The organism is Rhizobium sp. WYCCWR 11152 (assembly GCF_013087615.1).
Classification (GTDB): domain Bacteria; phylum Pseudomonadota; class Alphaproteobacteria; order Rhizobiales; family Rhizobiaceae; genus Rhizobium; species Rhizobium indicum.
Window position 1 is genome coordinate 106,431 of record NZ_JABFCP010000024.1, and the last position, 13,075, is coordinate 119,505.

At 61.2% G+C, this 13,075-nt stretch carries 12 protein-coding genes; 9 read left to right on the top strand and 3 right to left on the bottom strand.

Annotated features, from left to right (window positions below):
• Positions 1-3: 3 nt before the first annotated feature.
• Complete coding sequence (locus tag G9X67_RS30920) at positions 4-990, bottom strand: ABC transporter permease (RefSeq protein ID WP_027664799.1); 987 nt, start codon at positions 988-990, stop codon at positions 4-6.
• A gap of 123 nt (positions 991-1,113) precedes the next feature.
• Positions 1,114-3,051 (bottom strand): ABC transporter substrate-binding protein, encoded by a 1,938-nt coding sequence (locus G9X67_RS30925; protein ID WP_171600416.1) that lies wholly within the window; start codon positions 3,049-3,051, stop codon positions 1,114-1,116.
• A gap of 317 nt (positions 3,052-3,368) precedes the next feature.
• On the opposite strand from G9X67_RS30925, the gene G9X67_RS30930 reads away from it, so the two are divergent.
• The 9 genes from G9X67_RS30930 to G9X67_RS30970 are packed head-to-tail and all read left to right on the top strand — an operon-like array spanning position 3,369 to position 12,097.
• On the top strand, positions 3,369-4,082 hold the full coding sequence (locus tag G9X67_RS30930; protein WP_138388998.1) for a FadR/GntR family transcriptional regulator: 714 nt from the start codon (positions 3,369-3,371) through the stop codon (positions 4,080-4,082).
• A gap of 20 nt (positions 4,083-4,102) precedes the next feature.
• Positions 4,103-4,933, top strand: coding sequence for an NAD(P)-dependent oxidoreductase (locus tag G9X67_RS30935; RefSeq protein ID WP_138388849.1), 831 nt, complete (start codon positions 4,103-4,105; stop codon positions 4,931-4,933).
• Positions 4,930-5,820 (top strand): SMP-30/gluconolactonase/LRE family protein, encoded by an 891-nt coding sequence (locus G9X67_RS30940; RefSeq protein WP_171600417.1) that lies wholly within the window; start codon positions 4,930-4,932, stop codon positions 5,818-5,820. The genes G9X67_RS30935 and G9X67_RS30940 overlap by 4 nt, the downstream gene beginning before the upstream one ends.
• Positions 5,821-5,880: 60 nt before the next feature.
• The gene (locus G9X67_RS30945) at positions 5,881-6,831 is read left to right on the top strand and encodes a dihydrodipicolinate synthase family protein (protein WP_171600418.1); all 951 of its coding nucleotides are present in this window, start codon (positions 5,881-5,883) and stop codon (positions 6,829-6,831) included.
• Positions 6,832-6,873: 42 nt separating this feature from the next.
• Positions 6,874-8,460 carry an ABC transporter substrate-binding protein gene (locus G9X67_RS30950; RefSeq protein ID WP_138388846.1) on the top strand — a complete coding sequence of 529 codons (1,587 nt, stop codon included), beginning with the start codon at positions 6,874-6,876 and terminating at the stop codon, positions 8,458-8,460.
• 6 nt (positions 8,461-8,466) lie between these two features.
• Positions 8,467-9,564 (top strand): ABC transporter permease subunit, encoded by a 1,098-nt coding sequence (locus tag G9X67_RS30955; RefSeq protein WP_171600419.1) that lies wholly within the window; start codon positions 8,467-8,469, stop codon positions 9,562-9,564.
• A 3-nt stretch (positions 9,565-9,567) separates the two neighbouring features.
• On the top strand, positions 9,568-10,503 hold the full coding sequence (locus G9X67_RS30960; RefSeq protein WP_138388844.1) for an ABC transporter permease: 936 nt from the start codon (positions 9,568-9,570) through the stop codon (positions 10,501-10,503).
• Positions 10,500-11,357 (top strand): ABC transporter ATP-binding protein, encoded by an 858-nt coding sequence (locus G9X67_RS30965; protein WP_138388843.1) that lies wholly within the window; start codon positions 10,500-10,502, stop codon positions 11,355-11,357. Before G9X67_RS30960 ends, G9X67_RS30965 begins: the two co-directional genes overlap by 4 nt.
• On the top strand, positions 11,354-12,097 hold the full coding sequence (locus G9X67_RS30970; RefSeq protein WP_138388842.1) for an ABC transporter ATP-binding protein: 744 nt from the start codon (positions 11,354-11,356) through the stop codon (positions 12,095-12,097). The genes G9X67_RS30965 and G9X67_RS30970 overlap by 4 nt, the downstream gene beginning before the upstream one ends.
• Positions 12,098-12,138: 41 nt before the next feature.
• Here G9X67_RS30970 and G9X67_RS30975 read toward each other — a convergent pair whose 3' ends face one another.
• Complete coding sequence (locus tag G9X67_RS30975; RefSeq protein ID WP_171600420.1) at positions 12,139-12,984, bottom strand: alpha/beta fold hydrolase; 846 nt, start codon at positions 12,982-12,984, stop codon at positions 12,139-12,141.
• Between the last annotated feature and the right edge of the window lie 91 nt (positions 12,985-13,075).

The window sequence follows — 13,075 nt, forward strand, 5'->3', positions numbered from 1 at the left end:
CTCCTATTCCAACCGGATGCGGGGATCGACCAGCGCAAGCAGGATATCGCTGATCAGAGAGCCTATCAGCGTCAGCGCGCAGATCAGCAGGACGAAGGCGCCGGCCAGATACATGTCCTGGGCCATCAGCGCCTGCAGCAGCAAAGGTGCGGCCGTCGGCAGATTGAGGACGATCGCGACAACGACCGAGCCGGAAATGAGGTTGGGCAGCAGCCAGGCAATCGTCGAGATGAACGGATTGAGCGCGATCATCAGAGGATATTTCATCAGCAGCCGGAACTCAGAGAGACCCTTTGCCCGGGCCGTTGTGACGTAAGGCTTCGGCAACTCATCGAGCATGTTGGCGCGCATGACGCGGATGAGGCTCGCCGTCGAGGAGACGGCAAGGATGATGACCGGAAGCCAGAGATGCGAGAAGAGGTCGACCATTTTGGCGAAGCTCCAGGACGCGTTCTCGTATTCCGGCGAAAAGAGCCCGCCGACATCCTGCCCGAATTCGACCGCCGCGACATACATCAGCACCAACGCCAGCAGGAAGGACGGAACGGCCAGGCCGAAGAAAGTGAAGGCGGTGAAGAAATAGTCGCCGATCGAATATTTGCGCACGGCGGAATAGACGCCGATCGGCAGCGCGATCGCCCAGGTGGCGATCAATGTCGACAGGGCCAGAACCAGCGTCAGCGCCATGCGCTCCCAGATCAGGTCCGAGACCGGCTGCTGCCATTCGAAGGAGATGCCGAAATCGCCGCGCGTGAGAATGCCCCACATCCATTTGAAATATTGGACGAGCATCGGGTCGCCGAGGCCGAAGCGCTCGCGCAATTGCGCCGCCGTGTTCTGATCGACGATCTCGTTGGAGGCTGCCAGCGTCGCAATATAGGTCGTGACATAATCGCCCGGCGGCAGCTGGATCAGCACGAAAGCCAGGAAGCTGACGGCAAACAGCGATGGGATCATCCATAGGAAGCGTTTGGCGATAAAGACCAGCATGAGGCGCCTCTTGCATTGAACGCCGCCTTCCGGGCCTTGTCGGCCGTCAGGGCCGGCAAGGCATCTCGGAGGGCGAACTGAAAGAAAGCGCCGTACCTGATGGTACGGCGCTTATGACGAAAATCAGCTCGTGAAGGTGAATTGCTGCGGCATTGCAGGGCCGGGATTGGGCCAGGACCAGCTATCCGGCTCCTTCTCGGGAACATTGCGCAGATTGTTGCGGATGATGCCGAAACCGCCGACGGCAAGGCAAAGGCCGACGGTCTCGAACTCCTCGGCCGCGATGTCGAAGATCTGCTTCATGATCGCGCCGCGCTTGTCGAGATCGGCCGTCGAACGCGCTTCGTCGAAGAGCTTCATGCGCTTCTTCTGGCTTTCCGGCGGTTCTTCGCCGCGTGCACCGTTGGAGGTGTACCAAAGCGTCCACGGAATGGCGTAACGCGAACCCTGCGGATGGAAGGCGAAGAAATCGCGCGGATCGAGCATTGGATCGAGACCGCCAGGACCTGGCCACACCGCCGCGTCATGGGCGTTGTCGTCGCCGCGGGTGTAATAGAGCGCCCGCTCGATCGTGTTGACCTTCATGTCGACACCGATCTGAGCCCAATGCGCCTTGACCAGTTCCAGGGCATCGACGAGGTCGGGATAAAGCGTCGGAATGACGTCGATCGAGAAGAACACCTTCTGGCCGTCAGGCCGGAGGCGGAAACCGTCGCTGCCTTTCTTATAGCCGGCCTCATCGAGCATCGCGCCTGCCTTGTCGGCGTCGAATTCGGTGAATTGGCGCGCGTATTTCTCGTTATACCAGGGATGGGTCGGACGCGGCCCGGCCTGATAGGGCTCACTCTGTCCGAAATAGACGATGTCGATGAGCTCCTGGCGATTGATGCCGATCGACAGCGCTTGCCGGAACGCCTTGTCGGCAAACATCTTGCGCATGGCAGGATCTTTGTGGGTGATGTTGAAATAGATCTGGCACTGTTGCGAGGCCGAAGGCACGAGCGTCAGCAGCCGATAATCGCCCTTTTCCATATTCTTGGACAGCGTCGGCTTGTTGGCGAGAACGCTGATGTGACGTTCCTGGATGTCGATCTTTCCAGAGATGACGTTCAGCATCAGCGATTCGACGTCCTGCGAGATGCCGAAGTTGATCTCATCGATGTAGGGGAGCTGGTTGCCCTCGGTATCGACCTGCCAGAAATAAGGATTGCGGGTCATGACGACGCGCGTCGCGCCGCCGGCATAGGGCTCTTTGACCACCCATGGATCGAGCGTCGGCTTGTCGACATTGCCCCATCGCGACGGGATCTCGATGTCGCCGCAACGGCTGCGGAAGAGCTCCGTCCAGCTGGTGACGCCGGCCTTCTTCGCATCGGCCTCGATATTGGGATTATATTTCGGCAGGAACTGGCTGCAGTAATGCTTCGGGAACAGCGTCGGATGCTGGCCAAGCGGTGTGGCGAGGTTTTCCAGGTAAAGCGCGTTGGCCGCAGCAAAGGTGAACTTCACCGTATAGTCGTCAATCTTCTCGACGGTGACCGGCTTGCCGGCGACGGCAAGCTGCGCCGGTGTCGAGCTGTAGAGCTCGGTGTTCTTGACGCAGTCTTCGATCGCGAAAACGACGTCATCGGCCGTAAAGGGATGACCGTCGGACCAGCGCACGCCTTCGATCAGATGGAACGTGAATTGTGTTGCGTCGTCGCTGACTTCCCAGCGCTCGGCAAGGTTCGGCTGCACGGCGGTAAAATCGAGGTTCCAGCGCACAAGGCTCTGGTTGCCGACCATACGCAGGATGCCGTTATGGTCGGATGAACCGCGAAGGCCGCGGCGCAGCGAACCGCCATAGGTGCCGACCTTCTCGAACGGCGTCACGACCATCGGCTTTTTCGGCAGGCGCTCAGCCAGCGGCGGCAGCTTTCCATCCTTGGCGAGCTGCGCAAGGGCCGGCGCTTCGCCGCCTGCGGCAGACACGCGACCGGCGATAGACAGCGCCGCGACACCAGCCATGCCACCAAGCACGGCGCGGCGGGTGACGCCACGCGACAGTATTTCTTTGGCCATCGAATTCCTCCCTTTTGTGCCGGCGCAGCCTTTGCGCCGGCTGATGCGACGGGCTCCCGACCCGACGCTGACGCCCTCCTCGGCGCTACGATCGAAACCATAGACACGTTCTCAAATGATTACAAGAGTTGACAGATAATTACAAATTTTGTAGCCATGCTGCATTGAAATGCGACGTTGTGCCGCTGAAATACGGCCAGCAGGACGAAAAACGTTGGATCTGTCAGATGCTGTCGCCGCCCTGAACATCATGGCCGGCGACAGCCAAGGTGTGGCCGCTGACCCGGCGCACGCGGCCTTGAGAGAAAAGGACCATGATGACACTCGCCGTCGATGCCGTTTCGAACAGGGGCGCAACGCGCTTCAGCGACATCATCTACGAGAAGATCGTGGGGATGATCGCCGACGGCAACTTTCCGGTGAACGAACGGCTGCCGCCGGAGACGAAGCTCGCCGCTGATTTCGGCGCATCGAGACCCGTCGTGCGCGAAGCGCTCGAACGCTTGAGAGCCGATGGCTTGGTCGTTTCGCGCAAGGGTTCCGGTTCCTATGTCAGACAAAGGCCGGATTCGTCGATGCTGAAAATGGTGCCGGTCGGCTCCTTGGCCGATGTCCAGCGGTTCTTCGAATTCCGCGCCGGTCTCGAAGCCGAGGCGGCGGAGCTTGCAGCGCGAAACTGGCAACCGGTCGACAGGGAGCGGATAACGGCAGCGCTTCTGTCGATCGAGCAATGTTTGCGCAACGGGGAGCTTGGCGCCGAGGAGGACCAGGCTCTGCATGATGCAATTGCCATGGCGACCGGGAACCAGTTCCACATCACCCTGCGCGAGTGGTTCAAGCCGCATTTCGCCATCGGGCATTCCGTTACGCGAAGCTTGAGCTTGAAGCGAACGCCGGAACAGATCCGCAGCGTCCAGGATGAGCATGCGGTGATCGTTGAGGCGATCTTCGCGCACCGGGAAACCGAAGCGCATGATGCGATGAAAAAACACATATTGAATGCTCGTGCCCGCATGTTCCAGGGCGTTTGAGCGATATGGGAGGAGAGACGATGAAACGGGTCGCTATGACGGGTGCTGCCGGACGTGTAGGGACGCTACTGCGCCCGCTTCTTCGGTCGCATGTCGAGCACCTCAGCCTGATCGATCTCCAGGAACCTGACGGGCTTGGCGAAAACGAGAATTTCGTCAAGGCCGACCTTACAAAGCTCGACGAGGCGACGGCTGCGCTGAAGGATATCGATGGCGTCGTCCATCTTGCGGGTATCGCAAGCGGCACGGACATGAATGCCATTCTGCACGCGAACGTGCTTGGAACATACAATCTCTACGAAGCCGCGCGGATCAACAAGGTCCAGCGGGTCGTCTATGCATCGAGCAATCATGCCACGGGCTTTTATCCGCGCGGCCAGCTGGTGTCGCCGCTCGACCCGATGCGCCCCGACAGCCCATACGGACTTTCCAAATGCTGGGGCGAACTTGTGGCGGGGCTCTACTACGACACGTCGGGCATTCGCTCTCTTTCCATCCGCATCGGCAATGCGGGCACCTATCCCAACAGCGAACGATCGGTTGCGATCTGGATCAGCGCGCGAGACCTGGCGCAATTGGTCAGGATCGGCCTTTCGCACCCGTTGATCGCAGCAACAGTGGTCTACGGCGTTTCTGACACCGAGGAGATGTGGTGGGAGAACGATCTGGCGGCACGATTGGGCTACCAGCCACAGGACCGGCCGCGTGATCACGCCCGCATCGAAGAGGGATCCGAGGGGCCGGTCGCGCTGGCGTTCCAGGGTGGCGGGTTCTGTGAGATCAATCACGACGGTACCATCCGCATGCGCGATGCCGAGGGCCTGGCCAAGAGCCTGGAGACGGTCGAATGACTGCGCCTCGGATCATCCGCCCGGACGTCCGTCCGGTGTTCCAGCAGCCGCTGACGGTCGGTGAATCACCGGTATGGGACGAAGGGACCGGCACTTTGTGGTTCGTCGATATTCTGGCGCCGGCACTCGTCCAGCTCTCGGCTTCTGGAAAGATCGACCGCTTCGACATGCCGGCTGCAATCGGCGCCCTCGGGCTTTGCCGCGATCACAGGATCGTCGTGGCGCTTCAGACGGGCGTCCATCTTTTCGATCCCGTCTCAGGAGATTTGGAATTTCTGTGCGATCCGGTCGGACGCGACATCAACTGCCGCCTCAACGATGGAAAGGTCGGTCCCGACAGGCACTTCTGGATCGGCTCGATCAGTGAATCCAAGCCGCAGATCGATGAGGCCGCACTTTTCCGCGTGAGCGCCGACGGCAGCACGCGGACCGTGGCCACGAACCTGACGAGCTCCAACGGCCTTGCCTGGTCGCCGGATGGCCGGCGGATGTATCATTCCGACAGCCGGCAATGCTTCCTGCAGGCATTCGACTTCGATCCTGATACGGGCGACCTCGGCGATGGGCGCCGGCTCCGCAGCTTCACTGAAGACGAGGGTCGGCCGGACGGAGCGACAACCGATCGTGACGGGTTCTACTGGAGTGCCGGCGTTTCCGCCGGTCGCCTCAACCGAATATCGCCCGAAGGCGAAGTCGTCGAAATCTACATTCTGCCGGTCCCCGCACCGACGATGCCGTGTTTCGGAGGGCCGGATCTGCGCACCCTCTTCGTCACGAGCCTGTCGACGGATCGCAGCGGGCGTTTCGAGACGGGGACGGTGATCGCCTTCGACGTGGATGCAGAGGGCCTGCCGCCCTTCCGCTTCGGGGAGCATCCCGTCGGATGACAACGTGCCGATCACCCTCCGGGTGACGGCGGATTGATGGAAAGATAACGGGGGAGAAAGATGAGCATCGCAACCATGCGCAAGGCGCTTACAGGCGTATCGGGTGTTCCGGTCACCGCCTATGACAGCCAGGGTGAAGTCGAACCCCGGATCACGGCGAAGGTCTATGAGCGGGTAGCGGCAGCGGGTATTCACAACATCGTCGCTGCCGGCAATACCGGGGAATTCTATGCTCTGACGCCGCAGGAGATTAGGATCGTCCACGAGGCGGCGGTTTCAGGCGTTAACGGCAAGGCGCCGGTGACGGCGGCGATCGGCCGGTCGCTGCGCGAGGCGATCGGGATGGCGAAAGATGCGGCGGCGATCGGCGCGTCCGCCGTCATGTCGCATCAACCCGTCGATCCCTTCGCAGCACCTGCAGCCCAGATCGACTATTTCTGCAATCTTGCGGATGCTTCCGCCCTGCCGCTCATCGCCTATGTCAGGGCGGATGGCTTCGCCGTCGCTGATATCGTCCGCCTCGCAAATCACGGCAATATTGCCGGCATCAAATTCGCCACGACCGATCTGATGTTGTTGTCGAGGGCGATCCCGGCGGCGAGCCCCGGCGGCGCGCTGTTCGTCTGCGGCCTGGCGGAGAGCTGGGCGCCGACATTTACGGCAGCGGGTGCGCGCGGCTTCACATCCGGCCTCGTCAATGTCGCGCCGAAGCTCTCGCTTGGGGTCCACGCTGCGCTTGAAAAAGGCGATTTTGCCGCCGCCAGGGCGATCGTCAACAAGCTCGAGCCATTCGAGCGGATGCGAACCAAATTCCGCAATGGTGCGAACGTGACCGTCGTCAAGGAAGCCGTCACCTATTCCGGTCTCGACGTCGGTCCCGTGCGTGTGCCGGGATTGCCGCAGCTCGACCAGCATGACCGCGAGGAGCTTCGTCGGCTGCTTCAAGGCTGGGAGGCCGAAGGCGACATTCAAACTCATTCAGACCAGCCGCCCGTAAAGGCGGCCGGCTGATTTCGACACTATCCACAAACAACAGGATTGGGAGGTCTTGAGATGCTGAGACAAGTACTGACAACGATCGCAATTGCCGGCGCCCTGACGACGGCGCAGCCCAGCTTCGCGGCGTCGCCGCCCAACATGCTGGTGATCGGCACCAATCTCACCGGCATAAGGACGCTCGATCCGGCCCAGAACAATGCCCGCACGGTTTCGGAGCTGATCTCGAATCTCTACGACAACCTCGTGCAGTTGTCGCCGGACGATCTTAAAACGCTGAAGCCAATGCTCGCGACGCAATGGAGCGTCTCGGCGGATGGCATGATCATCACGCTGACATTACGCGACGACGCGGTCTTCCAGAGTGGCAACAAGGTGACCGCCGAAGATGCTGCCTGGTCGATCCAGCGCGTCATCAAGATGGGCCAGGTCGGCTCCACGGACATCGCGCTCTGGGGCTTCACACCTGAAAACGTCGAAAAGCTCGTTCGCGCAAAAGACGAACACACGCTCGAGATCGAGCTGCCGCAAGCGGTCAATACCGATCTGGTGCTCTATTCGCTGGCGGGCTCGTCGATCGGCATCGTCGACAAGAAGACGGTGCTGTCGCACGAGGCAAACGGCGATTTCGGCGGCGCCTGGCTTTCCGCCAATTCCGCCGGCAGCGGCCCATTCAGCCTGGCGCAGTGGCGGCCGAACGATGTCGCGATCTTCAATGCGCAGCCGAAATATTGGGACGGCAAGCCGGCCATGGCGCGCGTTGTCGCTCGTCACATCCCTGAATCCGGCAATCTCCGGCTGCAGCTCGAAGCCGGCGACGTCGATGTCGGCCAGTATGTTGCAAGCGGCGACCTCGATGCGCTCGCCACCAAGAAGGACATGGTCATCGAGAATGTCCCGGGTCTCGGCTTCTACTATATCGCCCTCAATCAGAAAGACCCGGATCTGCAGAAGCCAAAGGTTCGCGAGGCCTTCCAGCATGCATTCGACTGGAAAGCGATCTCCGGCAATATCATGCGCCATACGGGCTTTCCCTGGCAGTCGATGATCCCGCGCGGCATGATCGGCGCTCCCGATGAGGCGGCGGTCCGCTACGATTACGATCCCGCCAAGGCCAAGCAGCTGCTGGCGGAAGCCGGATATCCCAATGGCTTGAAGAAGGTGCTCAATCCGTCGGGAGCCCCGACCCTGCCCTTCGCCGAAGCGCTGCAGGCGAGTGCGCGCGCCGCCGGCCTCGATCTCGAGCTCGTGCCCGGCGAGTTCACGCCCGCCTTCCGCGAACGCAAATTCGAAGTGCTGCTCGGCAATTCCGGCGCCCGCTTGCCCGATCCCTTCGCGGTCGCCACGCAATATGCCTTCAACCCCGACAATAGCGACGAGGCCCGCCTCGGCAGCTATTACCTCTGGCGCACGGGCATGAAGGTGGACGAGCTCAACACGCTCATCGACCAATCGATGAAGGAGCGCGACACGGAAAAACGCACCGACATCTTCAAGAAGATGGACGGCATCTATGCCGGCATGGCTTCGCCGCTGGTCATCTTCTTCCAGCGAACCGACCCCTATGTCATGCGCGCCAACGTCAAGGGCTATCACGGGCATACGACATGGTCGACGCGCTGGCATGACGTGACCAAGGAGTAGAACGCCGTGGCGAGCGCCGATATGACATCGAAGGGGGGGAGCAGACTGCCCTCCCCGGCGGGCGGGTTCGCCGAGGCGGCCCCTCACCCGGCACTGAGCCTGCTGCGGCGCCTGGCGGGACGTGTCGTGGCAGTCGTGACGACGCTGCTCGGCCTGCTCTTCCTGACCTTCTCGATGGGCCGCCTGCTGCCCGCCGACCCGGTGCTCGCCATCACCGGGGCGGAAGTCAGCAAGGAGGTTTACGATCGCGTCTATAACGAGCTGGGTCTTGGGCAGCCGATCTGGATGCAGTTCCTCTCCTACGTCGGCAAGATCGCCACAGGCGATCTCGGCATGTCGGCGACGACGGGCCAGCCGATCCTCACCGATCTCCTGACGATCTTTCCCGCGACGATCGAACTTGCGATAATCGCCATGATCATCGGGGCGATCGTCGGCATTCCCTTAGGGATCACCGCTGCGGTCAGGCGCGGAACCATTATCGACCACATCGCGCGGATCGTCGCCCTTGCCGGCCACTCCATCCCGATCTTCTGGACCGGACTGATGGCGCTCTTCGTCTTTTATGCGAAGCTGAAGCTCGTCGGCGCCTCAGGCCGGATCGATGTCTTCTACGAGGGCCTCGTCACGCCGATGACGGGCTTTCTCCTGATCGACGCGGCGATTCAGGGCCAATGGGACGTGTTTTACAACGCCCTTGGCCACATCATCCTGCCGGCGGCAATCCTCGGCTACTATTCCGTCGCCTATATCAGCCGCATGTCGCGGAGCTTCATGCTGGAGCAACTGAGCCAGGAATACATCATCACCGCGCGGGCCAAGGGGCTCGGCACCCGCAAGGTGGTCTGGCGCCATGCCTTCAAGAACATCCGCGTGCAGCTTCTGACCATCATGGCGCTGACCTTCGGCGGGCTGCTCGAAGGCGCGGTGCTTATCGAGACCGTCTTCGGGTGGCCGGGGCTCGGCCAGTACCTGACCCGGGGGCTGCAGATGAACGACATGAACGTGGTCATGGGTTCGGTGCTGACGATCGGCGCCGTCTTCCTGACGATCAACATCCTGTCGGACTTCCTTTATCGCATTCTTGATCCGAGGACACGGTGAGCCATGACGATCTCCTCTGAGCACGCAGACAGCGTCAACACCGGCGGCCTTCGCAACTGGCTGCTCGCACCGGAGCCCCGAGGCTGGTTCCAGTCATCGGCGCAGCAAATTCATCAGGGCTGGCGGAAATTCAGCCTGCATCCGCTTGGTCTGGCGGGACTGGCCATCATCCTGCTGCTGATCGTGGTGGCGCTGGCCGCACCCGTGCTGACGAGCTATGATCCGATCGTTCAGGACATGGCCGGGCGGCTTGCCGCGCCATCGGCGAGCCATTGGCTCGGCACCGACAATTTCGGCCGCGACGTCTTTTCACGGGTGATCTATGGTGCCCGCACGACGCTCTACATCATCATGCTCGTCACGGTCATTGTCGCCCCGCTCGGCCTGCTGATCGGCACCGTCTCGGGTTATTTCGGCGGCATCGTCGATGAAATCCTGATGCGCGTCACCGATATTTTTCTCTCCTTCCCCGGCCTCGTGCTGGCGCTGGGTTTTGCCGCAGCGCTCGGTCCAGGCATCACCAATGCGATCATCGCGATTTCACTGACGGCCTGGCCGCCGATCGCGCGCCTTGCGCGCGCAGAGACGCTCAGCCTCCGCAAGGCGGATTACATCGCCGCCGTACGCCTGCAGGGCGCGACATCACTCGCGATTATCACTCGCCACATCCTGCCGATGTGCATTCCCTCGGTGATCGTCCGCGTCACCCTCAACATGGCCGGCATCATCATCACTGCCGCCGGTCTCGGCTTCCTCGGCCTCGGCGCTCAGCCGCCATGGCCGGAATGGGGATCGATGGCCGCCAGCGGACGTGAATTCATGCTCGACAGCCCCTGGGTCATCGCAGCACCCGGCATTGCCATTGCGCTCGTCAGCCTCGCCTTCAACCTCGTCGGCGATGCGCTTCGCGATGTTCTCGATCCTCGAGGTTCAGAATGACAGAGCCCTTGATCGATATTCAAAATCTCGAAATCGCCTTTGGCGGCGGACAGGTGCGGGCCGTGCGCGGCGTGAGCTTTTCCCTTGGACAGGAAAAGCTCGGGATCGTCGGCGAATCCGGGTCGGGAAAGTCGACCGTTGGCCGCGCGATCATGAAGCTGCTGCCACCGACGGCCATCGTCAATGCCGGGCGGATGCGCTTTCGCGACGTCGATCTGCTCAAGGCGAACGAAAAAACGATGATGACGATAAGGGGCCGGCGGATCGGCCTGATCCTGCAGGATCCGAAATATTCGCTCAATCCCGTCATGCGAATCGGCGAACAGATCGCCGAGACCTACCGCTTCCATCATCCGAGGACGAGCAGGGCAAAGACCTGGAAGCAGGCGCTCGATATGCTGGAGGCCGTCCAGATCCGCGATCCGGAGCGTGTGGCCCGCCTTTATCCGCACGAAATCTCGGGTGGGATGGGCCAGCGGGCGATGATCGCCATGATGCTGATTGCCGAACCCGAAGTGCTGATCGCAGACGAACCGACGTCAGCGCTCGATGTGACGGTGAGGCTCGAGATCCTGGCCCTGCTCGACGAGCTCGTCCTGCGCCGCAATCTCGGGCTGATCTTCATCAGTCATGATCTCAATCTCATCCGGAATTTCTGCGATCGCGTCCTCATCATGTATGCGGGGCGGGTCGTGGAAGTGCTCGAGGCGCGCGATCTCGACAAGGCCCGACATCCCTATACGCAAGGGTTGCTGGCATCCTTGCCGACGATCGAAGATCCGCCTTCCCGTCTGCCGATCCTGAAACGTGATCCGGCCTGGCTTGAAGAATTCGCATTGGAGCCGCCGCGGTGATTAAAATCGACAATCTTACGGTCCGTTTCGGGCCCGGGCAGCGGCCTGTCGTCCGAGACGTGAGCTTCGCCATCGAAAAAGGAACTGCTTTCGGCCTGGTTGGCGAGTCCGGCTGCGGGAAGTCTACTGTCCTGAGGGCGCTTTCCGGCCTCAACGCCAACTATGACGGCCGGATCGAGCTCCACGGCGAGCCGTTAAGTCAACAGCGCAGCCGACCTTTCTTCCGCCGGGTGCAGATGGTGTTCCAGGACCCCTACGGATCACTTCACCCCCGCAAGACCATTCGCTCGCAGCTGAAGGAACCGTTGCGCAACCAGGGGCTGGATACGAACTCTGTCGACATGAACGCGGTCCTCAGATCGGTCGGCCTCGACCCGGCGCTGAGCTACAGATTTCCGCACCAGCTGTCTGGGGGCCAGCGGCAGCGCGTGGCGATCGCCCGCGCGCTGATGCTGGATCCGGACGTTCTGCTTCTCGACGAACCGACATCGGCGCTCGATGTGTCCGTTCAGGCCGAAATCCTCAATCTCCTCCAGGATCTGCGCACCAATCGCGGTCTGACCTATCTGCTCGTCAGCCATGATCTCGCCGTCGTCTCGCATATGTGCAGCCGCGTCGCCATCATGGAAGCGGGCGAGATCGTCGAACAGGTCGATGTCGGCGCACTCCGAAGAGGTGCGGTCGAACACCCCTACTCGCAACGCCTACTGCGCGCGAGCCGGATGTACGGAAGGGCGTAGCTGTTGTTCGGCACGCCCTGCCTGCTTTTTGACGCCACAAGCTACCGACCGCAATGAGCTTCGATAGCAGAAGTGATCTCCTGCCAATCCTGGAGATGAATTTCGTGGCCACCGCCCTCGAGCCGAATGAGCTTCGCTCCCTTGACGGTTCGTGTCAGCAATTCACCGTGCTCAAAGGGGTAAATCGGATCAGCGGTTCCGTGTATGACAAGGAGGGGCGCGGCAAGTTCACCCAACTTGCCCCTTAAGGCCTGGCCGCCCTTCAGCATGAAATGATTGGTAGCACTGACGAAGTTTTTGGCCCGTTTGACGTCGCGTTCAACAAAGGTGCGCGCCTGCCGTTCGTCGTAAGGGTGCACCGAACCGGCGATCATCTGGGTATCCTTAAGGAGGAATTCGATCACTTGGGCATTGTCTGTCCAATCGACGTGCTCACCCGTCGCTGCGTGCTCCATGTAGGCGTTTGTGGTGTGGGGTAGAGCACTGGTATCAACGCCCACCGGCGTGGTGGAGATCAGCGTTAGTGTCTTGACGCGCTTCGGATTTGACAGTGCGGCGATCTGGGCGATCGTGCCACCCAACGACATTCCAATCAGATTGGCGCGGTCGATGCCGTAGCCATCAAGTACCCTTATGGCGTCCTCGGCCATGTCGTCCATTGCATAGGGCGGCTCCCCCGGCGGGTAGATCGTCGAGCGGCCGGTGTCTCGATTATCGTAGCGGATGACATAGAACTCGTGATTAGCAAGCTTTTGGCAGAATCCGTCCGGCCACCACAACATTGAAGCCATGGCGCCCATGATGAGCAGGATCGGCTCATGCGCCGGATTGCCGAAAGCCTGAGTGGCAATCTCGACGCCGTCAAACTTGATCATACGTTCAGTCACTTGGCGGCATCCTTTATTGGCTTGGGTGAAGCGGCGAAAGTCGCAGGCCTTCGTATCCGCAGGCTTCCACGCGAACGCCACTCGACGTCCG

Excerpts from the sequence above, each read along its gene's own strand:
- G9X67_RS30920 (WP_027664799.1), bottom strand. The coding sequence starts at position 990 with ATGCTGGTCTTTATCGCCAAACGCTTCCTATGGATGATCCCATCGCTG.
- G9X67_RS30925 (WP_171600416.1), bottom strand. The coding sequence starts at position 3,051 with ATGGCCAAAGAAATACTGTCGCGTGGCGTCACCCGCCGCGCCGTGCTT.
- G9X67_RS30930 (WP_138388998.1), top strand. The coding sequence starts at position 3,369 with ATGACACTCGCCGTCGATGCCGTTTCGAACAGGGGCGCAACGCGCTTC.
- G9X67_RS30935 (WP_138388849.1), top strand. The coding sequence starts at position 4,103 with ATGAAACGGGTCGCTATGACGGGTGCTGCCGGACGTGTAGGGACGCTA.
- G9X67_RS30940 (WP_171600417.1), top strand. The coding sequence starts at position 4,930 with ATGACTGCGCCTCGGATCATCCGCCCGGACGTCCGTCCGGTGTTCCAG.
- G9X67_RS30945 (WP_171600418.1), top strand. The coding sequence starts at position 5,881 with ATGAGCATCGCAACCATGCGCAAGGCGCTTACAGGCGTATCGGGTGTT.
- G9X67_RS30950 (WP_138388846.1), top strand. The coding sequence starts at position 6,874 with ATGCTGAGACAAGTACTGACAACGATCGCAATTGCCGGCGCCCTGACG.
- G9X67_RS30960 (WP_138388844.1), top strand. The coding sequence starts at position 9,568 with ATGACGATCTCCTCTGAGCACGCAGACAGCGTCAACACCGGCGGCCTT.
- G9X67_RS30965 (WP_138388843.1), top strand. The coding sequence starts at position 10,500 with ATGACAGAGCCCTTGATCGATATTCAAAATCTCGAAATCGCCTTTGGC.